General features: G+C 67.6%; 29 protein-coding genes, 1 pseudogene and 1 riboswitch. Of the genes and pseudogenes, 1 reads left to right on the top strand and 29 read right to left on the bottom strand.

Translation table 11 applies throughout. The features are described from left to right. The 27 genes from tatA to U4012_RS22485 form a co-directional block, all read right to left on the bottom strand. A complete protein-coding gene (gene tatA / locus U4012_RS22615; RefSeq protein WP_044845950.1) occupies positions 1-231 on the bottom strand; it encodes a Sec-independent protein translocase subunit TatA in 231 nt (76 codons plus the stop codon). Positions 232-324: 93 nt separating this feature from the next. Further along, on the bottom strand, positions 325-690 hold the full coding sequence (locus U4012_RS22610) for a histidine triad nucleotide-binding protein (RefSeq protein WP_044845951.1): 366 nt from the start codon (positions 688-690) through the stop codon (positions 325-327). Positions 691-719: 29 nt separating this feature from the next. Next, positions 720-1112 carry a DUF4870 family protein gene (locus U4012_RS22605; RefSeq protein ID WP_044845952.1) on the bottom strand — a complete coding sequence of 131 codons (393 nt, stop codon included), beginning with the start codon at positions 1110-1112 and terminating at the stop codon, positions 720-722. A 71-nt stretch (positions 1113-1183) separates the two neighbouring features. Beyond that, entirely contained in the window at positions 1184-1549 is a 366-nt protein-coding gene (locus U4012_RS22600; protein ID WP_044845953.1) for a phosphoribosyl-ATP diphosphatase, read from the bottom strand. Further along, positions 1546-1962, bottom strand: coding sequence for a phosphoribosyl-AMP cyclohydrolase (gene hisI / locus U4012_RS22595; protein WP_044845954.1), 417 nt, complete (start codon positions 1960-1962; stop codon positions 1546-1548). Before hisI ends, U4012_RS22600 begins: the two co-directional genes overlap by 4 nt. Continuing rightward, positions 1962-2735, bottom strand: coding sequence for an imidazole glycerol phosphate synthase subunit HisF (hisF, locus tag U4012_RS22590; RefSeq protein WP_044845999.1), 774 nt, complete (start codon positions 2733-2735; stop codon positions 1962-1964). Before hisF ends, hisI begins: the two co-directional genes overlap by 1 nt. Positions 2736-2839: 104 nt before the next feature. Further along, positions 2840-3595 carry a 1-(5-phosphoribosyl)-5-[(5-phosphoribosylamino)methylideneamino]imidazole-4-carboxamide isomerase gene (gene hisA / locus U4012_RS22585; RefSeq protein WP_034183653.1) on the bottom strand — a complete coding sequence of 252 codons (756 nt, stop codon included), beginning with the start codon at positions 3593-3595 and terminating at the stop codon, positions 2840-2842. Between the two features lie 163 nt (positions 3596-3758). Next, positions 3759-4400, bottom strand: coding sequence for an imidazole glycerol phosphate synthase subunit HisH (gene hisH / locus U4012_RS22580; protein ID WP_044845955.1), 642 nt, complete (start codon positions 4398-4400; stop codon positions 3759-3761). Then, positions 4397-5017 (bottom strand): YchE family NAAT transporter, encoded by a 621-nt coding sequence (locus tag U4012_RS22575; RefSeq protein WP_044845956.1) that lies wholly within the window; start codon positions 5015-5017, stop codon positions 4397-4399. The genes hisH and U4012_RS22575 overlap by 4 nt, the downstream gene beginning before the upstream one ends. A gap of 62 nt (positions 5018-5079) precedes the next feature. Next, a complete protein-coding gene (hisB, locus tag U4012_RS22570) occupies positions 5080-5667 on the bottom strand; it encodes an imidazoleglycerol-phosphate dehydratase HisB (protein ID WP_006751804.1) in 588 nt (195 codons plus the stop codon). Between the two features lie 65 nt (positions 5668-5732). Beyond that, complete coding sequence (gene hisC / locus U4012_RS22565; RefSeq protein ID WP_044845957.1) at positions 5733-6806, bottom strand: histidinol-phosphate transaminase; 1074 nt, start codon at positions 6804-6806, stop codon at positions 5733-5735. 122 nt (positions 6807-6928) lie between these two features. Further along, on the bottom strand, positions 6929-8245 hold the full coding sequence (gene hisD, locus U4012_RS22560; protein ID WP_321801628.1) for a histidinol dehydrogenase: 1317 nt from the start codon (positions 8243-8245) through the stop codon (positions 6929-6931). A 24-nt stretch (positions 8246-8269) separates the two neighbouring features. After that, on the bottom strand, positions 8270-8923 hold the full coding sequence (gene hisG / locus U4012_RS22555) for an ATP phosphoribosyltransferase (protein WP_006751807.1): 654 nt from the start codon (positions 8921-8923) through the stop codon (positions 8270-8272). Continuing rightward, positions 8920-10269, bottom strand: a complete 1350-nt coding sequence (gene murA, locus U4012_RS22550) for a UDP-N-acetylglucosamine 1-carboxyvinyltransferase (RefSeq protein ID WP_124487855.1) — start codon at positions 10267-10269, stop codon at positions 8920-8922. The genes hisG and murA overlap by 4 nt, the downstream gene beginning before the upstream one ends. 14 nt (positions 10270-10283) lie before the next feature. After that, the gene (locus U4012_RS22545; protein ID WP_006477131.1) at positions 10284-10523 is read right to left on the bottom strand and encodes a BolA family protein; all 240 of its coding nucleotides are present in this window, start codon (positions 10521-10523) and stop codon (positions 10284-10286) included. A gap of 50 nt (positions 10524-10573) precedes the next feature. After that, positions 10574-11413 carry an ABC transporter permease gene (locus tag U4012_RS22540; protein WP_321801624.1) on the bottom strand — a complete coding sequence of 280 codons (840 nt, stop codon included), beginning with the start codon at positions 11411-11413 and terminating at the stop codon, positions 10574-10576. Then, complete coding sequence (locus U4012_RS22535; RefSeq protein ID WP_044845961.1) at positions 11410-12336, bottom strand: ABC transporter ATP-binding protein; 927 nt, start codon at positions 12334-12336, stop codon at positions 11410-11412. Before U4012_RS22535 ends, U4012_RS22540 begins: the two co-directional genes overlap by 4 nt. A 192-nt stretch (positions 12337-12528) precedes the next feature. Then, on the bottom strand, positions 12529-12804 hold the full coding sequence (locus tag U4012_RS22530) for a lipid asymmetry maintenance protein MlaB (protein WP_044845962.1): 276 nt from the start codon (positions 12802-12804) through the stop codon (positions 12529-12531). Further along, on the bottom strand, positions 12801-13430 hold the full coding sequence (locus U4012_RS22525) for a phospholipid-binding protein MlaC (protein ID WP_044846000.1): 630 nt from the start codon (positions 13428-13430) through the stop codon (positions 12801-12803). The genes U4012_RS22530 and U4012_RS22525 overlap by 4 nt, the downstream gene beginning before the upstream one ends. 110 nt (positions 13431-13540) lie before the next feature. Then, positions 13541-14506: a VacJ family lipoprotein gene (locus U4012_RS22520; RefSeq protein ID WP_044845963.1), complete on the bottom strand. Its 966-nt coding sequence runs from the start codon at positions 14504-14506 to the stop codon at positions 13541-13543. 32 nt (positions 14507-14538) lie between these two features. Continuing rightward, entirely contained in the window at positions 14539-15099 is a 561-nt protein-coding gene (mlaD, locus tag U4012_RS22515; RefSeq protein WP_044845964.1) for an outer membrane lipid asymmetry maintenance protein MlaD, read from the bottom strand. Between the two features lie 24 nt (positions 15100-15123). Beyond that, positions 15124-15891 (bottom strand): lipid asymmetry maintenance ABC transporter permease subunit MlaE, encoded by a 768-nt coding sequence (gene mlaE / locus U4012_RS22510; protein WP_006762098.1) that lies wholly within the window; start codon positions 15889-15891, stop codon positions 15124-15126. Then, on the bottom strand, positions 15888-16709 hold the full coding sequence (locus U4012_RS22505) for an ABC transporter ATP-binding protein (protein WP_044845966.1): 822 nt from the start codon (positions 16707-16709) through the stop codon (positions 15888-15890). The genes mlaE and U4012_RS22505 overlap by 4 nt, the downstream gene beginning before the upstream one ends. A gap of 84 nt (positions 16710-16793) precedes the next feature. Beyond that, positions 16794-17918, bottom strand: coding sequence for a thiamine phosphate synthase (gene thiE, locus U4012_RS22500; protein ID WP_321801619.1), 1125 nt, complete (start codon positions 17916-17918; stop codon positions 16794-16796). Then, positions 17915-18730, bottom strand: coding sequence for a thiazole synthase (locus U4012_RS22495; RefSeq protein WP_039322226.1), 816 nt, complete (start codon positions 18728-18730; stop codon positions 17915-17917). The genes thiE and U4012_RS22495 overlap by 4 nt, the downstream gene beginning before the upstream one ends. A 38-nt stretch (positions 18731-18768) precedes the next feature. Further along, entirely contained in the window at positions 18769-18966 is a 198-nt protein-coding gene (gene thiS / locus U4012_RS22490) for a sulfur carrier protein ThiS (protein WP_014898319.1), read from the bottom strand. A gap of 32 nt (positions 18967-18998) precedes the next feature. After that, entirely contained in the window at positions 18999-20135 is a 1137-nt protein-coding gene (locus U4012_RS22485) for an FAD-dependent oxidoreductase (RefSeq protein WP_321801615.1), read from the bottom strand. Positions 20136-20369: 234 nt separating this feature from the next. Continuing rightward, a riboswitch (TPP riboswitch) is annotated at positions 20370-20493 on the bottom strand. Positions 20494-20761: 268 nt separating this feature from the next. Here U4012_RS22485 and U4012_RS22480 point away from each other — a divergent pair. Beyond that, a complete protein-coding gene (locus U4012_RS22480) occupies positions 20762-22531 on the top strand; it encodes an ABC transporter ATP-binding protein/permease (protein WP_044845970.1) in 1770 nt (589 codons plus the stop codon). Between the two features lie 81 nt (positions 22532-22612). On the opposite strand, the gene thpR is transcribed toward U4012_RS22480, so the two are convergent. Further along, the gene (gene thpR / locus U4012_RS22475; protein ID WP_321801613.1) at positions 22613-23161 is read right to left on the bottom strand and encodes an RNA 2',3'-cyclic phosphodiesterase; all 549 of its coding nucleotides are present in this window, start codon (positions 23159-23161) and stop codon (positions 22613-22615) included. A gap of 113 nt (positions 23162-23274) precedes the next feature. Further along, positions 23275-23460 (bottom strand): annotated as a pseudogene (locus U4012_RS22470) (alanine:cation symporter family protein); the annotation flags it as partial. Positions 23461-23877 lie beyond the last annotated feature (417 nt).

The raw sequence follows: 23877 nt of genomic DNA, 5'->3' as shown, positions 1-23877 counted from the left end.
TTACGCCTTGTTCGAGTCGGAACGCGTCGTTTCCTTCGCGTTGACGTCGACCGAGCCGTTGCGCGGCAGCTGCTGCGCGTCCGCCGGCGTCTCGCCGTCCTTCATGCCGTCCTTGAAACCCTTCACGGCGCTGCCGAGGTCGTTGCCGATGTTGCGCAACTTCTTCGTACCGAAAACCAGCGCGACGATCAGCAGCACGATCAGCCAGTGCCAAATGCTCAATCCACCCATGATGAAACCTCTCCTCAACCACGCCGCGTCGCGGCGCAAATCGCCGGCGGCACGCCGGCTTCGACTATCGATGCGGGGAAACGCCCCGCGACGTCAACCCATCCGCAGCCAGGGGCGCGGGCCGGCCAGAATGTGCGCGTGCAGGTGGTAAACCTCCTGCCCGCCGCCGGGCCCCGTGTTGATCACCGTGCGAAAACCGGTTTCGCCACCCGTGTACGCGACGCCGAGCTGGTCGGCCAGACGCGCGACCAGCAGCATCAGCCGGCCGAGCATCGGCGCGTCGGCCTCGCTCGCCGCCGACAGCGTCGGCACGTGCCGGCGCGGAATCACGAGCACATGCGTCTCGGCCGCGGGGCGGATGTCGCGGAACGCGACGAATTCGTCGTCCTCGTGCACCTTCGTGCTCGGGATCTCGCCCGCCGCGATCTTGCAGAACAGGCAATTCGGATCGTGACTCATGTTGCTCCTGCGAAACGCCCGCGCGCCGGTCAGAACCAGGCCTGCGAATCGAGCGTCTTGTTGTCGTTCAGGTACAGCCAACCTTTGATGATACGGTACAGCGTCCAAATCCACGTGACAAACATGATGACGAATCCCACGCCCACGAACATCAGCGCGAAGCCGATCACGTAGGCGATCAGCGCGCGCCAGAACGTGCGGATCTGCCACTCGAAATGGTCGGCGTACGGCGTGCCGGCCACGTCGCCGCGCTTCACGTAGTTGATGATGATCGCGATGAGGCCGGTGACGCCGCCCGTCAGCCAATGAATCGCGTAGAGGCCGTACAGCACGTGCGTCAACGTGCGCAAACCGTTCAGCCGCTCGGCGTCCGCTGCACCCGGCACCGACGGCGTCGGAAGCTGGCTCGGCGTATCGGTCATGATGCTACCCCCGTTGGATGACAATTCTTACAGCTTACCGCACTGTCGCCGGCGCGGCAGGCCGCGAGCCGTCAACCGCCGTTTTCCTCGCGCTCGCGGCGCTTGCGCAGCGCCTTTTCCTCGATGCCCGACAACCCTTCGCGGCGCTCGAGTTCGGCGATCACGTCGGCCGGGCTCAGGTCGAAATGCGACAGCATCACGAGGCAGTGGAACCACAAATCGGCCACCTCGCCGACCAGCGCCGTCGGCGCGCCGCCCTGGCGTACGTCCTTCGCGGCCAGCACGACTTCGGTCGCCTCTTCGCCGATCTTCTTCAGCACCGCGTCGTCGCCCTTGTGGAACAGGCGCGATACGTACGATTGTTCGGGGTCGCCGCCCTTGCGGCTATCGATCACGGCCGCGAGGCGCAGCAGCGTGTCTTCGGTCGATTGCGTCATTTGTAGATGTGTTCGGGGTCTTTCAGCACCGGATCGACCGCGACCCAGTCGCCGCTGTCCACCGTACCTTCGAATTTCTGGAAGAAGCACGAATGCCGGCCGGTGTGGCAGGCGATGCCCGACACCTGCTCGACCTTCAGCAGCACGACGTCCTCGTCGCAATCGAGCCGCACCTCGTGCACGTGCTGCACGTGGCCCGACTCCTCGCCCTTGAACCACAGGCGCTTGCGCGAGCGCGAATAGTAGACCGCGCGCTGCGTCTCGATCGTCTTCGCCAGCGCCTCGCGGTTCATCCACGCGAACATCAGCACGTCGTTCGTCGACGCTTCCTGCGCGATCACCGGCACGAGGCCGTTGTCGTCCCAGCGGACCTTGTCGAGCCACGCGGGCAGGGATTTCGTTTCCGTATTCATCACAGCCTCACCGCGATGCCCTGCTCGGCCATGAAGCGCTTCGCCTCGCCGACCGTGTGCTCGCCGTAGTGGAAGATGCTGGCGGCCAGCACCGCGTCCGCGCGGCCGTCCTTGATGCCGTCCGCGAGATCCTGCAGGCAGCCGACACCGCCCGATGCGATCACCGGCACCGGCACCGCGTCCGACACGCCGCGCGTGAGCGCGAGGTCGAAGCCCGACTTCGTGCCGTCGCGGTCCATGCTCGTGAGCAGGATCTCGCCCGCGCCGAGTTCGGCCATCTTGCGCGCCCATTCGATCGCATCCAGGCCCGTGCCCTTGCGGCCGCCGTGCGTGAAGACTTCCCAGCGCGGCGCCTCGCCGTCGGCCGACACGCGCTTCGCGTCGATCGCGACGACGATGCACTGCGAGCCGTACTTGTCGGCCGCGTCGCGCACGAGCTGCGGGTTCGCGACCGCCGACGAATTCATGCTGACCTTGTCCGCGCCGGCGTTCAACAGGCGCCGCACGTCCTCGACGGCGCGCACGCCGCCGCCGACGGTCAGCGGAATGAACACCTGCGACGCAACGGCTTCGATGATCGGCAGGATCAGGTCGCGCTGGTCGGAGGTCGCGGTGATGTCGAGGAACGTCAGTTCGTCGGCGCCCTGGTCGTCGTAGCGGCGGGCGATTTCGACGGGGTCGCCGGCATCGCGCAGCTCGACGAAGTTGACGCCCTTGACGACACGCCCGGCAGTCACGTCCAGGCAGGGGATGATGCGTTTAGCTAGAGCCATGATGTACGCCATAGGCCGCGGTGGAACGGCCGGTTACGGAAGCCTCGCGCGAGGCTTCCGGTCGGGGCCGCCTGCGGGCAGCCCCGGCGAACGGGACACCGCGGTTACGCGTTGTCGAGTTCGCCGTTCAGTTCGTCCGCGCGCTTTTGCGCGGCCGCGAAATCGAGATCGCCGGAGTAGATCGCACGGCCGCAGATCACGCCTTCGACGCCGTGCTCTTCCACTTCGCACAGGTTCTCGATGTCCGTGAGGTTCGACAGGCCGCCGCTGGCGATCACCGGAATGCCGACCGCCTGCGCGAGCTTCACGGTCGCCTCGATGTTGATGCCCTGCAGCATCCCGTCGCGGCCGATGTCCGTGTAGACGATCGACTCGACGCCGTAGTCCTCGAACTTCTGCGCGAGATCGATCACCTCATGGCCCGTGAGCTTGCTCCAGCCGTCGGTCGCGACCTTGCCGTCCTTCGCGTCCAGGCCGACGATGATGTTGCCCGCGAACGCGGTGCACGCGTCCTGCAGGAAGCCCGGATCCTTCACGGCCGCGGTGCCGATGATCACGTAGGACAGGCCCGCGTCGAGATACTTCTCGATCGTCTCGAGGCTGCGGATGCCGCCGCCGAGCTGAACGGGGATTTCGTCGCCGACTTCGTCGAGGATCGCTTCGATCGCCTCGAGATTCTTCGGCTTGCCGGCGAATGCGCCGTTCAGGTCGACCAGATGCAGCCGCCGGGCGCCGAGATCGACCCACTTGCGGGCCATCGCCGCCGGGTCCTCGGAGAAAATCGTGGCCTGGTCCATATCGCCCTGTTTGAGGCGCACACACTGACCGTCTTTGAGATCGATGGCCGGAATCAGCAACATAGCAATCGGGTGTCGTCGTGGAAAATGAAAAGAATCCGGCGCGCACCGGCCAAACCGGTGCCGCGCCGTCTCGCTAGTTTAGTACAACTCTTTCGGTGCTTAAGCGTGCGAGCCCCGCACGACAGGCGTTTGCGCCCTGTCAACTGTGGCTCGCGCACCACGTTCACGGCTTCCAGTGTACGAAGTTGCGATACAGACGCAACCCGACTTCCGCGCTTTTCTCGGGGTGGAATTGGGTCGCGAAGAGATTGTCCCGCGCGACCGCTGACGTAAACGGCGCGCCGTAGGCCGTTTCGCCGACCGTGTGCGCCGGGTTGTCCGGGCTCACGTAATAGCTGTGAACGAAGTAGAAATACGCGTCGTCGGGCACGCCGTCCCACAGCGGGTGCGGCTGCGACTGGCGCACGCGGTTCCAGCCCATCTGCGGCACCTTGAAGCGCGAGCCGTCGTCCTGCAGGCGGCCATCGAGCTCGAAGCGCACGACCTTGCCGGGCAGCAGGCCCAGGCCCTTCGTGTCGCCTTCCGCGCTCCAGTCGAACAGCATCTGCTCGCCGACGCACACGCCGAGCAGCGGCTTCGTGCGCGACGCCTCGATCACCGCTTCCTGCAGCCCCGATTCGCCGAGGCAGCGCATGCAGTCGGGCATCGCGCCCTGGCCGGGCAGCACGACGCGGTCGGCCGCGCGAATCGCGGCCGGCGTGTCGACGATCGCCACGTCGGCGGCCGGTTCGGCCTTCTTGAGCGCCTGCGCGACCGAGCGCAGGTTGCCCATCCCATAATCCACAATCGCAATCGAAGTTTTCATCTCAGTGCAGGCAGTAGCGCCCTCAGTCCATTGACGATGAATTCCACCGCCAGCGCCGACAGCATCAAACCCATCAGCCGCGTGGCGATGTTGATGCCGGTGCGGCCGATCCAGTTCGCGATCGGCTCGGCAAGCCGCATCGCGAAGAAACACAGCAGAGCCAGCGCCGCGCCGATCGCGACGAGCCCGGCTCGCTCATACCAGTGATGCGAGTTCGCCGCATAGATGATCACCGTGCTGATCGAGCCGGGGCCCGTCAGCAGCGGAATCGCCAGCGGCACGACCGCGATGTTGTCCTTCTGCTCGGCTTCGTGGCGCTCCTCCGGCGTCGAGCGGGTGTTGCCGGCCTGAGCGTTCAGCATGCTGATCGCCATCAGCAGCATGATGATCCCGCCGCCCACTTCGAGCGAGCCGACCGATATGCCGAAGAAGTCGATGATCTGCTGGCCGAGCAGCGTCGTCACCGTCATCACGCAGAACACCGACACCGACGCGATCCGGATCGTGCGGCGCCGCTCGTCGTCCGTCTGCTGCGCCGTCAGGCTCAGGAAGAACGGCACCGCGCCGACCGGATTGATCAGCGCGAGCAGGGAAATGAACGATTTGAGCAGATCCATCGCAAGCCGGCGCGCCGCGCCGAAGCCGTGAGGTTGTCCGTGGCGTCCTGTCCGTTCGAAAGTTAGAGGCTGCCCTTCGTCGACGGAATCTGCCCCGCCGCGCGCTCGTCGAGCTCCACCGCCGCACGCAGCGCGCGGCCGAAGGCCTTGAACACCGTTTCGAGCTGGTGGTGCGCGTTGATCCCGCGCAGGTTGTCGATGTGCAGCGTGACGCCCGCGTGGTTCACGAACCCGCGGAAGAATTCGATCGACAGGTCGACGTCGAACGTGCCGATCCGCGCGCGCGTGAACGGCACGTGGAATTCGAGACCCGGCCGGCCCGAGAAGTCGATCACGACGCGCGACAGCGCCTCGTCGAGCGGCACGTACGAATGGCCGTAGCGGCGGATGCCCTTCTTGTCGCCGATCGCCTTCGCGACGGCCTGGCCGAGCGTGATGCCGACGTCCTCGACCGTATGGTGGTCGTCGATATGCGTATCGCCATGCGCTTCGACCTCGAGATCGATCAGACCATGTCGCGCGATCTGATCGAGCATATGGTCGAGAAACGGCACGCCGGTGGCCAGCTTCTGCCGGCCCGTACCGTCGAGATCGAGCTTCACACGGATCTGCGTTTCGCTGGTATTGCGAACGACTTCCGCCACACGCATGGCAATTCCTTGATTGAGTCTGATGTAAATGGGGATTGATCGTCGCGCGCCGCCGCGCCCTGGGGTCAACCGGGCAGCGCGAGTTTCAAGGCAGCCAGCAGGCGCGCGTTTTCGTCGGGAGAACCGACGGTCAGCCGCACGCATTCGGCCAGCAACGGATGCATTTTACTCACGTTTTTGACCAGCACCCGCTCGGTGAGCAACGCATCGAACACGGCCGCCGCGTCCGGCACGCGCACCAGCAGGAAATTGCCGGCGCTCGGGAACACCGTCGCGCCCGGCAGCGCGGCCACGGCCTGCGCGAGGCGCGTGCGTTCCGCACGCAGTTCGGCCGCCTGCGCGTCGAGCACGTCGAGGTGGTCGAGCAGGAAATCGGCGGTCGCCTGGGTCAGCACGTTGATGTTGTACGGCGGGCGCACCTTGTCGAACTCGGTCAGCCAGGTCGGCAGCCCGGCGAGATAGCCGAGGCGGATTCCCGCGAGGCCGAGCTTCGACACCGTGCGCATCACGACGACGTTGTCGAACTCGGCGGCGCGCGGCAGCCACGAGCGCTCCGCGAACGGCTGGTACGCCTCGTCGATCACGATCAGGCTGTGCCGCGCGGCCGCGATGATCCGCTCGACGTCGGCTTCGTCGTACAGCGTGCCGGTCGGGTTGTTCGGGTACGCGAGATAGACGATCGCGGGCCGGTGCTCGGCGATCGCCGCAATCATTGCGTCGGCGTCGAGCGTCAGGTCGGCCTTGAGCGGCACGCCGACGAATTCGAGCTGCGCGAACTTCGCGGACAGCTCGTACATCACGAAGCCCGGCACCGGCGCGAGCACCTTCGCGCCCGGCTTCGCGCATGCCACCGACATCATGCTGATGATTTCGTCCGAACCGTTGCCGAGCAGCACGTCGCACGCGGCCGGCACGCCCATCGCACGGCGCAGCTTGTCGAGCAACGCGCCCGGGCGCGGCGCCGGGTAGCGGTTCAGCGCGACCTGCGCGAGGCGCTCGCCGAGCGCCGCCGCGAGCGGCGCCGGCAGCGAATACGGGTTCTCCATCGCGTCCAGCTTCACGAACCCGCTCGCGTCGGGCACCGGGTAGCTCGTCATTGCGAGCACGTCGCGGCGGATGATGTCTTGTGGCGTCGTCATGGTCTCAAGCCGGCGTGCGTCGCGCCGGCGTCAAATTGGTCGGCAGGGCGGCGGCTGCCGCCCTGCGCTTGGTCTCCTCGTCGTCCGGAGTCGATGCGTCGGCATCGGCTCCGGCGCGCGGGTCACCCCTTCATCCGGAGTTCGGCGCTGCGCGCGTGCGCCTGCAACCCTTCGCCGTATGCGAGTTCGGAAGCAATCTCGCCCAGCGTCTGCGCACCTTCAGCGCTGACTTCGATCAGGCTCGAGCGCTTGATGAAGTCGTACACGCCGAGCGGCGACGAGAAGCGCGCGGTGCGCGAGGTCGGCAGCACGTGGTTCGGGCCGGCGCAGTAGTCGCCGAGGCTTTCGCTCGTGTAGCGGCCGAGGAAGATCGCGCCGGCGTGGCGGATCTGCTGGCCCCATTGCTGCGGCTCCAGCGCGGAAATCTCGAGGTGCTCCGGCGCGATGTCGTTCGCGATCCGGCACGCTTCGGTCATGTCGCGCACCTTGATCAGCGCGCCGCGACCTTCGAGCGACGCGCGGATCACGTCCTGGCGCGGCATCGTCGGCAGCAGCTCGTCGATCGCCTTCTCGACGCGCTCGAGGAACGCGGCGTCCGGGCACAGCAGGATCGACTGCGCGAGTTCGTCGTGTTCGGCCTGCGAGAACAGGTCCATCGCGACCCAGCTCGGATCGGTCGTGCCGTCGCACAGCACGAGGATTTCCGACGGTCCGGCAATCATGTCGATGCCGACCGTGCCGAACACGCGGCGCTTGGCCGACGCGACGTACGCGTTGCCCGGCCCGCAGATCTTGTCGACCGCCGGCACCGTGGCCGTGCCGTACGCGAGCGCGCCGACCGCCTGCGCGCCGCCGATCGTGAACACGCGATCGACGCCGCCGAGCAGCGCCGCGGCGAGCACGAGGTCGTTCTTCACGCCGTCCGGAGTCGGCACGACCATCACGATCTCGCCGACGCCCGCGACCCGCGCGGGAATCGCGTTCATCAGCACCGACGACGGATAGGCGGCCTTGCCGCCCGGCACGTACAGGCCGACGCGGTCGAGCGGCGTGACCTTCTGGCCGAGCACCGTGCCGTCGCTTTCCGTGTACTGCCAGCTATGGGTGCCGCACTCGATCTTCTGTTTCTCGTGATACGCCCGCACGCGTGCGGCGGCGGCTTCCAGCGCCGCGCGCGCCTTCGGCGCGAGGCCGTCGAGCGCCGTCTGCAGCGCGTCCTGCGGCAGTTCGAGCGCGGCGACGCTGCTGGCGTCCAGCCGATCGAAGCGGTTCGTGTACTCGAGCACCGCGGCGTCGCCGCGCGACTTCACGTCGGCGAGAATCTGCGCGACCGACTGCTCGATCGCTTCGTCCTCGCTCGCCTCGAACGCGAGCACCGCACGCAGCGCGGCGTCGAAGCCGTCGCTGGTCGAATCGAGTTTGCGGATGGTGATGGCCATGGAAGTTCCGTTACGGTGATGCGCTCAATTGCCATTCTGCGACGCGCGTTCGAACGCGTCGAGAATCGGCTTGAGCGCCGCGCGCTTCAACTTCAGCGCAGCCTGGTTCACGACGAGGCGCGACGAGATCGCCATGATCTCCTCGACCTCGACCAGATTGTTCGCCTTCAGCGTGCCGCCCGAGCTGACGAGGTCGACGATCGCGTCGGCCAGCCCGACGAGCGGCGCCAGTTCCATCGAGCCGTACAGCTTGATCAGGTCGACGTGCACGCCCTTCGCGGCAAAGTGTTCGCGTGCCGTTTCGACATACTTGGTCGCGACCCGCAGGCGCGCGCCCTGGCGCACCGCGTTCGCGTAGTCGAAACCGGCCGGCACGGCCACCGACATCCGGCAGCGTGCAATGTTCAGATCGATCGGCTGGTAGAGGCCCGAGCCGCCGTGCTCGACCAGCACGTCCTTGCCGGCCACGCCGAAGTCGGCCGCGCCGTATTCGACATAGGTCGGCACGTCGCTCGCGCGCACGATGATCACGCGCAGGTTCGGATCGGTCGTCGGCAGGATCAGCTTGCGCGACGTTTCCGGATCCTCGGCCACCTGCACGCCGGCGGCCGCCAGCAGCGGCAGGGTTTCCTCGAAAATCCGGCCCTTCGACAGGGCGAGGGTCAGCGGCGCGGTCATGCTTGGCTCCCGGAGAGGCGGCGCACGTTCGCGCCGACGGCGGTCAGTTTGGTTTCCATGCGGTCGTAGCCGCGGTCCAGGTGATAGATGCGGTCGACGAGCGTTTCGCCTTCGGCGCGCAGCCCGGCGATCACGAGGCTCGCCGACGCGCGCAGGTCGGTCGCCATCACGTTCGCGCCGGACAGCTTGTCGACGCCCGTCACGAGCGCCGTGTTGCCGTCGATCGTGATGTTCGCGCCGAGCCGGTTCAGCTCCTGCACGTGCATGAAGCGGTTCTCGAAGATGGTCTCGACGACCTGCGCGGTGCCCGTCGCGACCGAATTGAGGGCCATGAACTGCGCCTGCATGTCGGTCGGGAACGCCGGGTATTCCGACGTGCGGATCGTCACCGCCTGCGGGCGGCGGTCCATCTTCACGCGCAGCCAGCTGTCGCCTTCCTCGATCGACACGCCGGCCTCGCGCAGCTTGTCGATCACCGCGTCGAGGATGTGCGGGCGCACGCCCGTCAGCATCACGTCGCCGCCCGCCGCCGCGACCGCGCACAGGAACGTGCCGGCCTCGATGCGGTCGGGAATCACCGAATGGCGTGCGCCGTGCAGCCGCTCGACGCCCTGGATCACGAGGCGGTCGGTGCCGATGCCGTCGATTTTCGCGCCCATCGCGACCAGCAAGTGTGCGAGATCGCTCACTTCCGGCTCGCGCGCCGCGTTCTCGATCACCGTCTCGCCGTCGGCCAGCGTCGCGGCCATCAGCAGGTTTTCCGTCCCCGTCACCGTGATCATGTCGGTCACGATGCGCGCGCCCTTCAGGCGCTTCGCGCGTGCCTCGATGAAGCCGTGCTCGATGCTGATCTCGGCGCCCATCGCCTGCAGGCCCTTGATGTGCTGGTCGACCGGCCGCGCGCCGATCGCGCAGCCGCCCGGCAGCGACACCTTGGCCTCGCCGAAGCGCGCGAGCAGCGGCCCGAGCACGAGGATCGACGCGCGCATCGTCTTGACGAGCTCGTACGGCGCGACGAGATTGTCGACGCGCGATGCGTCGAGCTGCACGCGGCAGCCGTCCGTTTCGCTCTTCACGCCCATCTGGTTCAGTACCTTCAGCGTGGTGCGCACGTCCTTCAGGTTCGGCACGTTGTCGAGTTCGACCGGCTCGGCGCTGAGCAGCCCCGCGCACAGGATCGGCAGCGCGGCGTTCTTCGCGCCCGACACGACGATCTCGCCCGACAACCGGCGACCGCCTTCGATCACCAGCTTGTCCATCCCATGTCCCTGCGATTCCCCGTTGGCGGCCGGGTGTGCCGTGGCGACGCTCTGGACGGCGTCGCGCTCGTTGACGGTGACTTGCACTCAGTGGTTCCGGTTTATGCGTTCTGCCATTCGGCGGGCGTCAGCGTCTTCATGCTGAGCGCGTGGATTTCCTGCTTCATGCGATCGCCGAGCGCCGCATAGACGAGCTGGTGCCGCTGGATCGGCCGCTTGCCTTCGAAGGCCGCCGACACGATCGTCGCGAAGAAATGCTGGCCGTCGCCTTCGACTTCCAGATGAGTGCAGGCGAGACCGCCGGCGATGTATTGCTTGACCTGTTCGGGAGTCGGCAACATGAGGGGCTCCTGTCGGCGCGCGCCGCCCGTGGCGGCCGCCGCCGTCGATATCAATGACGCAGTTTGTAGCCGGTCGCGAGCAGCCGCATCGCGAACATCGCGAGCAGCACGAAGAAACCGGTGACGATCGCGAGGCTCGCGAGCGGGTTGATGTCGGACGCGCCGAAGAACCCGAAACGGAAGCCGTCGATCATGTAGAAAAACGGGTTGAGACGCGAGATCTCGCGCCACACGGGCGGCAGCGAGTGCGTCGAATAGAACACGCCGGACAGGAACGTCAGCGGCATGATCAGGAAGTTCTGGAACGCGGCGAGCTGGTCGAACTTCTCGGCCCAGATCCCGGCGATCAGCCCGAGCGTGCCGAGGATCGCCGAGCCCAGCAGCGCGAACGCGATGATGAACAGCGGCGCCGCGAAATGCATCGGGACAAACCAGATCGTCACGACGAACACGCCCGCGCCGACCGCGAGCCCGCGCACGACGGATGCGAGCACGTACGCGCCGAACATGTCCCGGTAGGACAGCGGCGGCAGCAGCACGAACACGAGGTTGCCGGTGATCTTCGACTGGATCAGCGACGACGAGCTGTTCGCGAATGCGTTCTGCAGCACGCTCATCATCACGAGGCCGGGGACCAGGAAGCTCACGTACTCGACGCCCGGATACACCTCGACGCGGCCCGACAGCGCGTGGCCGAAGATCGTCAGGTAAAGCAGCGCCGTCACGATCGGTGCGCACACCGTCTGGAACGACACCTTCCAGAAACGCAGGAGTTCCTTGTAGAACAGCGTTTGAAAACCGCTTCCCGACACTCGCCGGGCCGCCCCAAGAGTGGCGGGCGCCCCCTCGGGGGGCAGCGAACGAAGTTCGCGTGGGGGTTGTTGATTCATGCCAATCCCTCGACGACTTCTGCTCCGTTCATCACCTGGACGAACACATCCTCGAGGTCGGCCTTGCGGACCTCGATCTCGTCGAACGTGCAGCCCGCCGCGCGACACTGCGCGAGAATCCGCTCGACATCGTCGTAGCTCGCGAGACGCAGCAGATGCTCGCCCGGCGCGCGTGCGGCCGGATCGGTCTCCAGCCCGCGCAGCTCGGCGGGCAGCGCGCCCGTTGCCAGCCGCAGGTACAGCTGCAAGCCCGCGAAGCGGCGCAGCAGCGCGTCGGTGCGGTCGAGCGCGACGACTTCCCCGCGACGCAGCATCGCGATGCGGTCGCACAGCGACTCGGCTTCCTCGAGGTAATGCGTGGTCAGGACGATCGTGTGGCCTTCGCGGTTCAGCCGCGAGATGAATTTCCACAGCGTCTGGCGCAGCTCGACGTCGACGCCGGCCGTCGGCTCGTCGAGCACGATCACGGGCGGCCGGTGCACGAGCGCCTGTGCGACCAGCACGCGGCGCTTCATGCCGCCCGACAGCGCGCGCATGTTCGCGTCGGCCTTCTCGGTGAGGTCGAGATTGGCCATCACTTCGTCGATCCAGTCGTCGTTGCGGCGCAGCCCGAAATAGCCGGACTGGATCCGCAGCGTCTCGCGGACGGTGAAGAACGGGTCGAACACGAGTTCCTGCGGCACGACGCCGAGCGCGCGGCGCGCACCGCGGAAGTCCTTGACGACGTCGTGGCCACGCACCGAGATACTGCCTTCATCGGCCCGGGCGAGCCCGGCGAGGATACTGATGAGCGTGGTCTTGCCTGCGCCGTTCGGGCCGAGCAGACCGAAAAACTCGCCCTCCTCGACCGACAGGCTGACGCCCTTGAGCGCCTGAAGCGATTTGTAGCGCTTCTTGACGTGACGGATTTCTATGGCTGACATGACTGTGCGCGGCGCAGGGGCCGCGACGCCTATTCTGTGCTTGCTGCGAAAGAAAATGGGGGCCGGACGCCGATTGGCTGCCCCGCAAAACGCTTGATTATAGGGCAAACCGGCTGGTGGAGCCGGCGCCTAAGGCGCGCGGCCTGAAGCGTGCGCGCGCCGGCTGGCGCGGCAGGCTTCGGTCGGACAGGGTCAATGTCGCCCGGTGCCGTCGATGAGCGCGTCGACGCCGTAGGCGCGCGCGAGGCTGGCGAGCTTCGAGGGGAGATTGAGGATGTCGAGGGTCGCGCCGCGCGCTTTGGCGGCACGTTGCCATGCGAGCAGCACGGCGAGCGCGGACGAGTCGAACTGCGTCAGCGCCGCGCAGTCGACGGCGGTTTCGCCCGCGTCGATGCGCGCGAGACCGTCCGCGAGCGCGGACTTCGCGCTCGCGACGGTCAGCGAGGAGCCGGCCGCGAAGCCGCTCACGACGCCTGCTTGCCGGCGGCAAGTTCCTGGTTGCGCTGCGTCAGGAACTTGATCAGGCCGTCCACGCCGCTTTGCTGGATCTTCTCGTTGAACTGCTGCTGGTACGTCTGGATCAGCCATGCGCCCAGCACGTTCAGGTCATACACCTTCCAGCCGTTGGCCGTCTTGTACAGGCGGTAGTCGATCTGGACCGGCTGGCCGTTGTTCATCGCGACCGTCTTCACGACGACGTCGGTGTCGGCCGGATCGGCACGGAACGGCGGGTACTGGATCTGCTGGTCCGGCTTCAGCTGCGCAAGCGCGCCCGAATACGTGCGGATCAGCAGCAGCTTGAACTGCTCCTGAACCTGTTGCTGCTGCTCGGCCGACGCCGTGCGCCAGTTGCGGCCCATCGCGAGCTGCGTGGTGCGGCGGAAATCGGTGTACGGCAGGATGTCCTTGTTGACGATCGTAATGATGCGGTTGGTGTCGCCCTGCTTGATCGTCTGCTGCTTGACCTCGTCGAGCACCTGCTGCGTCGCCGTCTTGATCAGCGCCTGCGGGTTCGACTGGTCGACTTGCGCGTGAGCTGCGCTGCCGAACGAGAACAGCGCCGCGAAAACGGGAATCAGGAACAGTTTTTTCATCATGGAGACCTGCATGAAGAGTCGATGCGAAGGTTGGAGCCGGTAGCTTACGCGAAGGTTCGCGTGCGCTACCGACTGAATCGTTTCCGGCTGTAACGAATGTAAGCGCGTCAGTGCAGCCGGATGCTCGGGAAGCGGAATCCGCCCGGCGACGGCGGCGCCACCTGCATCGGCGGCACGGTCGTCGCGCTGGCCGGGTTCGGCGCCTGGGCGGCACCCGACGCCGGTGCGGCAACGGCCGCGCCCGATGCGCCGGCCGGCGCCGTCGCGCCACCGACTGCCGCGGCGCCCGCCGTCCCGGCCGCACCGGCTGCCGCCGGTGCCGCGCCGTCGTCCGGCAGGTCGTACTTCGGCAGCGCATCGTTGCTCGAGGTCGTCGAGGCCTCGCCGCGCGCGTTGTCGATCAGCATCTGGCGGCGTTGCAGGTACGCGTTGCGCACGAACGAATACTTGTCGAGCGCCGCGGCATCCAGCACGTCGCCCGCGCCGAGCAGGTTCGCACGCGTGTTGACGAGGTTCACGCCGAACAGGCCCCAGCTCAGGCCGTCCGGCTTCACGTAGGTGAGCGGGTTGCCGACGTAGTCGACGCCGAGGCCGGCCGTGTCGCGCAGCGTGCTCGGGCCGAGCAGCGGCAGCACGAGATACGGACCCGACGGCATGCCGTAGCGACCCATCGTGATCCCGAAGTCGGCCGTGTGCTTCGGCAGTTTCGCGATCGTCGCGACGTCGAACAGGCCGCCGACGCCGAACACCGTGTTGATCACGACGCGCATGATGTCGCCGACGCCGTCCGCGATCCGCAGCTGCACGATGTTGTTCGCCGCGATGTAGACGTCGCCGATGTTCGAGAAGAAGTTCGTCACGCTGTCGCGCACCGGCTGCGGCACCACGTACTGGTAGCCCTTCGCGACCGGTTTCAGCGCGTACGTGTCGACCGTGTCGTTGAACTTGTACATCGACCGGTTGAAGCCTTCGAGCGGATCGCCCTTGGTCGGCGTCTGCACGGTCGCGCAACCGCTCAACGCGGCGACTGCCGCCACCGCGAGCGCGGCGTGCCTGATGCGGATCGTCTGCATGGTCATTACCCTCTGGTCTTTCTCTCGTGTGGTTATTGGGCGGCCGAACCGGACACCGCGGAGGCCGGCACCGCGACCGGTGCGGGCGCCGCCGGTGCGGCCGAGGCGCCGGATGCCGGCTTCGCGCCACCCGCGTCGGCTGCCTTGCTGTACAGGAACTGGCCGATCAGGTTCTCGAGCACGATCGCCGACTGCGTCATCGTGATCGTATCGCCCGCCTTCAGCATTTCGGTGTCGCCGCCCGGATCGAGGCCGATGTACTGCTCGCCGAGCAGGCCCGACGTCAGGATCTTCGCCGACGAATCCTTCGGGAACGGATACTGGCCGTCGATATCAATCGTCACCAGCGCCTGATAGGTGTTGGGATCGAAGCCGATCGCCTTCACGCGGCCGACCACGACACCCGCGCTCTTCACGGCCGCGCGCGGCTTCAGCCCGCCGATGTTGTCGAATTTCATCCGCACCGAGTAGGTCGGCTGAAACGACAGCGAGCTCATGTTGCCGACCTTGAGCGCCAGGAACAGCACCGCAAGGAAGCCCACCACCACGAACAGGCCGACCCAGAAGTCGAGAGCAGTCTTTTTCATCGTCATCCCAAAATTTGGCTTGGCTGAGGCTTAGCTGAACATCAGCGCGGTCAGCAGGAAATCGAGGCCGAGTACGGCGAGCGACGCGAACACGACCGTCTTGGTCGTCGCGCGCGACACGCCCTCGGGCGTGGGCTTCGCTTCATACCCTTGAAACAGCGCAATGAAGGTCACGGCGAACCCGAACACGATGCTCTTGATCACGCCGTTGCCGACGTCGGCCCATACCTGGACCCCGCCCTGCATCTGCGACCAGAACGCGCCCGGATCGACGCCGATCAGCACGACCCCGACGAAATAACCGCCGAGCACGCCGACCGCGTTGAAGATCGCGGCGAGCAGCGGCATCGCGATGATGCCCGCCCACAGGCGCGGCGCGATCACCGTCTTGACCGGGTCGACGGCCATCATCTCGAGCGCGGTGAGCTGCTCGCCGGCCTTCATCAGGCCGATCTCGGCCGTCAGCGACGTGCCCGCGCGGCCCGCGAACAGCAGCGCGGTCACGACCGGGCCGAGTTCGCGCACGAGCGACAGCGCGACCAGCAGGCCGAGAGCCTGCTCGGAACCGTAGCGATTCAGCGTGTAGTAGCCCTGCAGGCCGAGCACGAAGCCGACGAACAGGCCCGACACGGCGATGATCACGAACGAATAGTTGCCGAGGAAGTGGATCTGCTTCGTGACCAGCCGCGGCCGGCGCAACAGCGGGAAGAATTCCAGCACGAGGCGCACGAACAGCCGCGTGCCGTAGCCCGCGCGCTCGAGGCCGCCGATGACGTAACGTCCGATCGCGCTGATCATGCGCGCCCTCCGCCGAGCCCGAAATCCGCTGCCAGCGGCGGGCTCGTGTAATGAAATTTGAACGGGCCGTCCGGCGCGCCGTCGATGAACTGGCGCACGCTCGGGTCGGTCGATGCGCGCAGCTCGTCGGGCGTACCCTGCGCGAGCACGCCGCCGTTGGCCAGAAAATACACGTAGTCGGCGATCGCGAACGATTCCGGCACGTCGTGCGTGACGAGGATCGACGTCGCGCCGAGCGCCTCGTTCAGCGTGCGGATCAGGTTCGCGGTGATGCCGAGCGAGATCGGATCGAGGCCGGCGAACGGTTCGTCGTACATGATGAGCTGCGGGTCGAGCGCGATCGCGCGCGCGAGCGCGATGCGGCGCGCCATCCCGCCCGACACCTCGGACGGCATCAGGTCGCGCGCGCCGCGCAGGCCGACCGCATTGAGCTTCATCAGCACCAGATCGCGGATCAGGTCGTCGGGCAGGTCGGTGTGTTCGCGCAGCGCGAACGCGACGTTCTCGAACACGGACATGTCGGTAAACAGCGCGCCGAACTGGAACAGCATGCCCATCTTGCGGCGCAGCGCGTACAGGCCGTCGCGCGTCTGCGCGCCGACGTCGGCGCCGTCGAACAGCACCTGGCCGCGGCGTGCGCGCACCAGCCCGCCGATCAGGCGCAGCACGGTCGTCTTGCCGCAACCCGACCCGCCCATGACGGCGACGACCTGGCCGCGCCCGAAGCGCATGTTCAGGTTCGACAGGACGAGGCGGTCGCCGTAGCCAAAGTCGACGTCGCGAAGTTCCAGCAGGGTCTCGGTAGGAGTGGGGCTCACGGAGCTGACAGTCCTTTTACGCAGAACGCCGAATTATAGGGCCTGCATTGGAATGATGTCGTGACGCCGTTCCGGGCCCTGCGGTCAATGATTGTCAAATTGTCGGGCAAAGCATTGCTGCAACGCAACAATCGCCGCCCGATAATCGATCGCGCCCGTTACCGCACTGACGACCGCGACGCTGCCGACGCCCGTCGCCAGCACGTCCGGCAACGCGTCGAGCCCCACGCCGCCGATCGCGACGAGCGGCGCCCGCGCCCCCGCGAAGCGCGCATAGCGGACAATTCTCGCCAGGCCCTGCGGCGGCGCCGCGACTGCCTTGGTCGCGGTCGCGTAGACCGGCCCGAGCGCCAGATAGCTCGGGCGCTCGTGCAAGGCCCGCAACATCTCGTAATAACCGTGGCTCGACAGCCCGAGCCGCAGGCCGGCGCGCGCGATCGCGGCCAGATCGGCCGTTTCCAGATCCTCCTGGCCCAGATGTACGCCGTACGCACCCTCTTCTACTGCGATCTGCCAGTGATCGTTGATGAACACGCGCGCATCGGGATAGCGGCGCCCTGCCGCGACCGCGCGCGCGATCTCCCGGCGCAATGCGTCCGGCTCCGCGCCTTTCACGCGCAGCTGCACGGTCCGCGCGCCGCATTCCAGCACGCGCTCGACCCATTCGGCATCCGGGACGACCGGATACAGGCCCAGTTGCGCGGGGCACGGCGGGAATGCCGGCTCCGGTGCGGCGGCCAGGCCGGCGACACGCGGAAACCGTGCCGCGTCGACCGGCCACGCATCGGCATCGCGCGTTTCGTCGCCGTCGCGCCACGCCAGCGCGAGCACCAGCGCGTCGATCGGCGCGAAACCGCAGTCGAGGAACGCGGCGAGCGCCGCGATCCAGTCGTCGGCGAGCGGATGCGCGGCTTCCAGCGCGTGGCGCACGCCCGCGGCATGCAGCACGGCGCCGCGCTCGTCGAATTCGATCGCGACCGCATCCGGCGATGCGGGGCGCGATGCGGCCGACGCGCGCGCCTGCGCGGCACGGTCGCCGGCCGACACGATCAGCACGTCGCCGTCGGCCGGCACGTCGGGCGCCACGACGCAGAGCCGCCACGGCGTCGTGCCGGCCGGCCAGTCGCCGAGGCGCGCGCGAATCCGCTCGGCCGCTTCGGCCAGCTCGTCGGCCGGCGGCCAGAAGGCATCGGCGAAGCGCGCGCTCATGCGCCGCCCCCGTCCTGGTGCCAGAACGGCATCCCGACGACCGGCGTGCTCGCATGCGCGGTCTCGCGCGCATCCATCGGCCCGGCGAGGTAGGCCGCACGGCCGGCCTCGACGCCCTGCGCGAACGCGCGCGCCATGATCTCCGGGTGCGTGGCCTGCGACACGGCCGTGTTCAGCAGCACGCCGTCGAAACCCCACTCCATCACCTGGCACGCGTGCGACGGCACCCCGAGCCCCGCGTCGACGATCAGCGGCACGTCCGGCAGCCGCTCGCGCAACACGCGCAGCCCGTACGGGTTCACGACGCCCTTGCCGGTGCCGATCGGCGCGCCCCACGGCATCAGCGCCTCGCAACCGACGTCGAGCAGGCGCCGGCCGATCACGAGATCCTCGGTGCAGTAAGGCAGCACCTTGAAGCCGTCCTTGACCAGTTGCGCGGCCGCCTCGATCAGCCCGACCGGGTCGGGCTGCAGCGTGTAGTCGTCGCCGATCAGCTCGAGCTTGATCCAGTCGGTGTCGAACACCTCGCGCGCCATGTGCGCGGTCGTCACCGCCTCGGCGACGGTCTGGCAGCCGGCCGTGTTCGGCAGCAACGGCACCGCGTGACGCTTGAGCAGGTCGAAGAAACCGGCCTCGGCGGTGCCCCCGGTCATCTGGCGGCGCAGCGCGACCGTCACCATCCCGGGGCGCGACGCGGCGATCGAGTCGGACAGCGACTGCAGCGACGGATAGCGAGACGTGCCGAGCAGCACGCGGCTTGCGAAGGTTTCGCCGTACAGCGTCAGCGCGTCGGCGGAAGTGAGGGACGTCATGTCGTTTTCCTGGAAGAGCGGGGGCGAACCGGCGGCGCTCAGCCGCCCGCGACGGGGTGCACCACGTCGAGCTTGTCGCCCGTCGCGAGCGCGCGCGCCGCATGCTGCGTGCGCGCGACGAAATTGCCGTTCAGCGCGACCGCGTACGGCGGACGCGCGCCGTACGCGGCGAGCGCGTCGGCCACCGTCGCGCCGTCGGGCAGCGTCAGCGTCTGTTGGTTGATCTGGATATCCATGAGGCTTGGTCGAATTCGGTCGGCGGCGCGCGTCAGGCCGGCTGGCGCGCGTCGTCGCGGTGATGAAGGAGCGTCGGCCAGCGCGCGGCATCGCGCCACGCGGCGAACGCGTCGGCATCGGCGAACGTGCCGCCGAGCGCGGCCTGCGCGAACGCGACCGCCGCATGCGCGACTTCCGGCGCGATCATGAAGCCGTGCCGGTACAGGCCGTTGACGGCGAGCGTCCTCGCGCCGTCCCAGATCACCGCCGGGCGATGATCGGGCAGCGTCGGGCGGCACTGTGCGTTGAGTTCGAGGATGCGCGCCTCGCCGAATGCCGGGTGCACGGAGAACGCCGCGCTCAGCAGTTCGAGCGCCGAGCGCACGCTGACGGGCGACATGTCCTCGCCCTCCACCTCGGTTGCGCCGATCACGTACAGGTCGTCCTGTTTCGGCGCGATGTACAGCGGATAGCGCGGATGCAGCAGCCGCACGGGCCGCGTGAGCCCGATGCCGGGCGCATGCACGCGCGCGACTTCGCCGCGGATGCCGCGCAGCTCGGGCAGCGCGGATTTCGCGCCGAGCCCACGGCAATCGATCGTGAAATGCGCGTCGGGCCGGTTCGCGTCGTCGATCGTCGCGTGCCAGTGCAGCTCGACGCCGCGTTGCGCGAGGCCCGCCGCGAGCGCGCACAGCGCCTGCCGGTTGTCGAGCTGCCCTTCGCGCGGCAGCATCAGGCCGCGCGCGAAGCGCCCCGCGAGCGCGGGCTCGGCCGCGTCGACCTGCGCACCGGCCAGCGCGACGAAGCCGCCGTCGAACAGCTCGGCCGGCGCGTTCGCGCGCACGCGCCGCTCGAACAACGGCGCCTCGGCACGATCCGCGTGATGCCAGACGACGAGCGTGCCGTGCTGCTGGAAGAACACCGGTTCGGGCAGTTCCGCGAGCCATTGCGGCCAGCGCGCGAGCGATGCGGCGCCGAGCTCGGTGATCAGCAGCTCGGCACTCGCCGCCTCGGCGAGCGGCGCGAGCATCGCGGCCGCGACCCACGCGGCCGACTGCTCGCCGTCCGGGCCGCCGCGTTCGTACAGCGCGACGCGATGCCCGTCGCCCGCGAGCCGCCACGCGATCAGGCGGCCGACGAGGCCGCCGCCGAGTACCGCGAAATCCGGCCGGGAAGCATGGAGGTTCATCGCGCCCCCTCCCCGCGAACCAGGCGGGCGCATGCGACGGATGTCGACGCGCGCACACGGTCCCGTGCAGACGCACACGACAGCGGATCGGGAACAGCGCAAAAGACTGAAGATTGAGCGGTCATCATTCCTTCCGTAACGCGCGACGCGCGTACCCAAAAGGACGAAACCGGCAGCAAAGGCCGGCCGGGCGGGACTCGGGCGCTGACCATGTGGGATGGCGGCCAGCGCGGCCCGGCGGGATCAGAAACTTCCCTCGCCGGTATTACCCGGATCGGGTGCGAAGGGTCTTTCTCAGCCTCGCCGCGTTGCCCGGAACTGTCCGTCGGCCGCGCTCGAAGCACCCCTGTTTCGTCGTCGGCCATTAGACCATAAAAGCGGAAAGCGCCGCAAACTGTCCCCTTGCGGCAAATTCGCCGTCGCGCCGCGCCGCTCTGGCACAATGCCCGCAGGCCGGCCGCGCGAGCGGCCGGTTGCCGCGTCACCGCCGGCCTTAAGTGCCGTTTAAGACGCGCGGGCCACCATCCGGACGCCCGCCGTCAGTCGGCACCTCGTCCCGGCATGCCGTATCGCGGCGCGCGTCCGGCTCCGCCCGGCCCGCGCGCCGGCTACTCATCAGGAAGCACATGACCCAATCGATCGATCCCGTCCGCTCCGCCTCCGACGCGCCGCAGGACGAGCGCCCGGTATCCGCATGGAGCCTCATCAAGCCCTACTGGGTGTCGTCCGAATGGAAAGTCGCGTGGGGGCTGCTGGTCACGATCATCGCGATCAACCTCTGCGTGGTCTGGATCAACGTCAAGCTGAACAAGTGGAACGCGCAGTTCTACAACGCGCTGCAGTCGAAGGACGTCCACGACTTCCCGAACCTGCTGATGCAGTTCTCCGCGCTCGCGTTCGGCTTCATCATCCTCGCGGTGTACGGCCGCTACCTGCGCCAGATGCTCGGGTTCCGCTGGCGCCAGTGGCTGACCGACCGGTTTCTCGGCCAGTGGCTCGGCGATCGCGCGTTCTACCGGATCGAACGCGACCGTCTCGCCGACAACCCCGACCAGCGGATCACCGATGACCTCCAGTCGTTCGCGACGACGACGCTCGCGCTGTCGCTCGACCTGCTGTCGACGGTCGTCACGCTCGTGTCGTTCATCACGATCCTGTGGTCGCTCGCCGGCGCGCTCACGCTCTCGCTCGGCGCAACGCCGATCACGATCCCCGGCTACATGGTGTGGGCGGCCGCGCTGTACGCGGTGGTCGGCTCGCTGATCATCCAGAAGGTCGGTCACCCGCTCGTGTCGATCAACTACCAGCAGCAGCGCGTCGAGGCCGACTTCCGCTTCGGGCTGATCCGCGTGCGCGAGAACGCCGAGCAGATCGCGTTCTACGACGGCGAGAAAACCGAGACCGCCAACGCGCAGAGCCTGTTCACGCGCATTCGCGACAACTGGTGGCGCGTGATGAAGTACACGAAGCGCCTCACGTTCGTGCTGAGCTTCTACGGGCAGATCGCGATCATCTTCCCGCTCGTCGTCGCGGCGCCGCGCTATTTCGCCGGCGCGTTCTCGTTCGGCGTGCTGATGCAGATCTCGTCCGCGTTCGGCACCGTCAGCGATTCGTTCTCGTGGTTCATCAACAGTTACTCGACCCTCGTCGAATGGCGCGCCACCGTCAACCGTCTGCGTGAATTCAAGCGCGTGATGGGCACGTCGCACCTGAAGGAAAGCCTGTCGCCCGCGACCGAGCACGGCGGCATCAACCTGCACTACGTCGATGCCGCGAAGCTGTCGACGTCGTCGCTGAAGCTCGCGCTGCCGAACGGCAACGCGCTCGCGAACATCGGCAACGTGACGATCGAACCCGGCTCGCGCTGGCTCGTGATCGGCAAGTCGGGTTCCGGCAAGAGCACGTTCATGCGCGCGCTCGCGGGCCTCTGGCCGTTCGGCGACGGCGCGATCGACGCGCCGGTCGGCGCGCGGATGATGTTCGTGCCGCAGACGAGTTACCTGCCGATCGGCACGCTGAAAGCAGCGCTCACGTATCCGGCCGCGCCCGACACGTTCACCGACGACGCGTGCCGCGACGCGCTGCGCGCGTGCCGCCTCGAAGACTACGTCGAGCGCCTCGGCGAGACCGGCCACTGGACGCGTGTGCTGTCGCCGGGCGAACAGCAGCGTCTCGCCGGCGCGCGCGTGCTGCTGCACAAGCCGGACTTCCTGTTCCTCGACGAAGCGACGAGCGCGCTCGACGCCGACAACGAAGCGCGGCTCTACCACCTGTTCGCCGAACGGCTGCCGAAGGCCGCGATCGTCAGCATCGCGCACCGCGAGTCGCTGGCCGCGTTCCACGTCGGCACGATCAACGTCGAACGCGTGAACGACAGCGACAAGGTCGCCGCGTAACCGCACAACAGAAGGCCGGCGCATGCCGCGCCGGCCTTCTCTTCCGCGTCCTTCCCGTCTTCCCGTCTTCCCGTCTTCCCGCTACGCCGGCACGATCGGCACCGACACGATCGGCACATGCGACACGCCGTCGTGCGACAACCGGCTTTCAAATAGCGTCAGCGCGACGAAACGCAGCGCAACCGGCCGCCCAGTCGCGCCGCCGTGCGCAGGCTGCCCGTCCGCGTCGCGCGGCAGCCGCGCGAGCGTGACGTGCGGCCGGAACGGCCGGCGGTCGGCCGGCACGCCCAGCTCGCGCAGCAGCAAGGACAACTCGGCATTCAGCGCCACACAGGCGGGATCGGGCGCGAGTTCCGCGACGATCAGCCTCGCGCGCGGCAGGCTCGGCCACCATGCAATCCGCTCGACCGGCTGCAACGGCAAAGCATGCGCGGCCGCGAGCGCCGGCAGGCGTGCGGCCAGCGCGTCGCAACGCGCGCGTTCGATCGCGCCGATGAACGCGAGCGTCACGTGCAGTTGCGCGGGCAGCGTGCGCCGCGCGCCGCGGGTGACCGGCAGCGCGTGCAACGCATCGCGCGACGCCGTATCGGGCATCAGTGCGACGAACACACGGAGCCGGTCGCCGTTCATGACTCGCGCACCGCCACGCGTGCTTCGGCCACCACTTCGACAGGCGCCGCTCGCTGCGGCAGCGGGCCGTGCTCGCCCCACACGTCGGCCGGCAGCACGTGAGCGAGTTCGGGAACGAACGCCGACGACATCCCGACGAGCGCCGTCATCCACATCCGGAAGATCGCGCCCGCCCCGCCGACCGTCAGCGCGACCGCGACGCCGGCGATGTTGCCGGCGCCGAGCAGCAGTGCGATTAGCACGTCATTCCACAACACGCCGTTGGCGGCGTCGATCAACCCATGCACGAATGCCTCCATCCAGAGTCGTTGTAAATGGGGTCGTCATACGCGGCGGCCGTGTGAACACGGCGAAGACAGTTCTCAATGGTTATTACAAAACGAAAGGCTTCGAAATCGCGAAACGAAACATCAACGCCCGATGTGATCAGGTTAGGCGACGCTTCGGGAAGATGCGGGACGCGCAACGGGGGGGAGCGAGCGGCGCATGCATGCCTGGGACTCGTGTGTGCCGCGAAGCCACGCACTTCGTCACGCGGAGTGGTTGGCGCGGCGCCAAGTAGCGATCCAGTCCGAAAATAGCGCGGTGGGCGATTCGCGGCTTTTCGCACCGGAAAACGTTCGCAATAGCGGAGCGCCAAATAGAAATCACGACGAAAAACAAAACCCGCCATTGAACCGGCTTTTCATGCCATCCGATTAGCCATGGAAAATTTC

The sequence above is a fragment of the Burkholderia sp. BCC1988 genome (assembly GCF_905339895.1).
Lineage (GTDB): Bacteria > Pseudomonadota > Gammaproteobacteria > Burkholderiales > Burkholderiaceae > Burkholderia.
The sequence above is the reverse complement of the archived record's forward strand: the minus strand, read 5'-3'. Positions and strand labels throughout refer to the sequence as shown.

What these genes read in the sequence shown, in the direction of transcription:
- hisD (WP_321801628.1), bottom strand. Translation starts at nt 8,245, where the DNA reads ATGGCCATCACCATCCGCAAACTCGATTCGACCAGCGACGGCTTCGAC.
- U4012_RS22575 (WP_044845956.1), bottom strand. Translation starts at nt 5,017, where the DNA reads ATGGATCTGCTCAAATCGTTCATTTCCCTGCTCGCGCTGATCAATCCG.
- U4012_RS22605 (WP_044845952.1), bottom strand. Translation starts at nt 1,112, where the DNA reads ATGACCGATACGCCGAGCCAGCTTCCGACGCCGTCGGTGCCGGGTGCA.
- hisA (WP_034183653.1), bottom strand. Translation starts at nt 3,595, where the DNA reads ATGTTGCTGATTCCGGCCATCGATCTCAAAGACGGTCAGTGTGTGCGC.
- hisG (WP_006751807.1), bottom strand. Translation starts at nt 8,923, where the DNA reads ATGACCGCGCCGCTGACCCTCGCCCTGTCGAAGGGCCGGATTTTCGAG.
- mlaE (WP_006762098.1), bottom strand. Translation starts at nt 15,891, where the DNA reads ATGATCAGCGCGATCGGACGTTACGTCATCGGCGGCCTCGAGCGCGCG.
- U4012_RS22495 (WP_039322226.1), bottom strand. Translation starts at nt 18,730, where the DNA reads ATGACGTCCCTCACTTCCGCCGACGCGCTGACGCTGTACGGCGAAACC.
- mlaD (WP_044845964.1), bottom strand. Translation starts at nt 15,099, where the DNA reads ATGACGATGAAAAAGACTGCTCTCGACTTCTGGGTCGGCCTGTTCGTG.
- U4012_RS22480 (WP_044845970.1), top strand. Translation starts at nt 20,762, where the DNA reads ATGACCCAATCGATCGATCCCGTCCGCTCCGCCTCCGACGCGCCGCAG.
- U4012_RS22540 (WP_321801624.1), bottom strand. Translation starts at nt 11,413, where the DNA reads ATGAATCAACAACCCCCACGCGAACTTCGTTCGCTGCCCCCCGAGGGG.
- U4012_RS22545 (WP_006477131.1), bottom strand. Translation starts at nt 10,523, where the DNA reads ATGTTGCCGACTCCCGAACAGGTCAAGCAATACATCGCCGGCGGTCTC.
- U4012_RS22600 (WP_044845953.1), bottom strand. Translation starts at nt 1,549, where the DNA reads ATGACGCAATCGACCGAAGACACGCTGCTGCGCCTCGCGGCCGTGATC.
- thiS (WP_014898319.1), bottom strand. Translation starts at nt 18,966, where the DNA reads ATGGATATCCAGATCAACCAACAGACGCTGACGCTGCCCGACGGCGCG.
- hisF (WP_044845999.1), bottom strand. Translation starts at nt 2,735, where the DNA reads ATGGCTCTAGCTAAACGCATCATCCCCTGCCTGGACGTGACTGCCGGG.
- U4012_RS22485 (WP_321801615.1), bottom strand. Translation starts at nt 20,135, where the DNA reads ATGAACCTCCATGCTTCCCGGCCGGATTTCGCGGTACTCGGCGGCGGC.
- U4012_RS22525 (WP_044846000.1), bottom strand. Translation starts at nt 13,430, where the DNA reads ATGAAAAAACTGTTCCTGATTCCCGTTTTCGCGGCGCTGTTCTCGTTC.
- hisI (WP_044845954.1), bottom strand. Translation starts at nt 1,962, where the DNA reads ATGAATACGGAAACGAAATCCCTGCCCGCGTGGCTCGACAAGGTCCGC.
- thpR (WP_321801613.1), bottom strand. Translation starts at nt 23,161, where the DNA reads ATGAACGGCGACCGGCTCCGTGTGTTCGTCGCACTGATGCCCGATACG.
- hisC (WP_044845957.1), bottom strand. Translation starts at nt 6,806, where the DNA reads ATGACGACGCCACAAGACATCATCCGCCGCGACGTGCTCGCAATGACG.
- U4012_RS22520 (WP_044845963.1), bottom strand. Translation starts at nt 14,506, where the DNA reads ATGCAGACGATCCGCATCAGGCACGCCGCGCTCGCGGTGGCGGCAGTC.
- U4012_RS22535 (WP_044845961.1), bottom strand. Translation starts at nt 12,336, where the DNA reads ATGTCAGCCATAGAAATCCGTCACGTCAAGAAGCGCTACAAATCGCTT.
- U4012_RS22610 (WP_044845951.1), bottom strand. Translation starts at nt 690, where the DNA reads ATGAGTCACGATCCGAATTGCCTGTTCTGCAAGATCGCGGCGGGCGAG.
- thiE (WP_321801619.1), bottom strand. Translation starts at nt 17,918, where the DNA reads ATGAGCGCGCGCTTCGCCGATGCCTTCTGGCCGCCGGCCGACGAGCTG.
- hisB (WP_006751804.1), bottom strand. Translation starts at nt 5,667, where the DNA reads ATGCGTGTGGCGGAAGTCGTTCGCAATACCAGCGAAACGCAGATCCGT.
- hisH (WP_044845955.1), bottom strand. Translation starts at nt 4,400, where the DNA reads ATGAAAACTTCGATTGCGATTGTGGATTATGGGATGGGCAACCTGCGC.
- tatA (WP_044845950.1), bottom strand. Translation starts at nt 231, where the DNA reads ATGGGTGGATTGAGCATTTGGCACTGGCTGATCGTGCTGCTGATCGTC.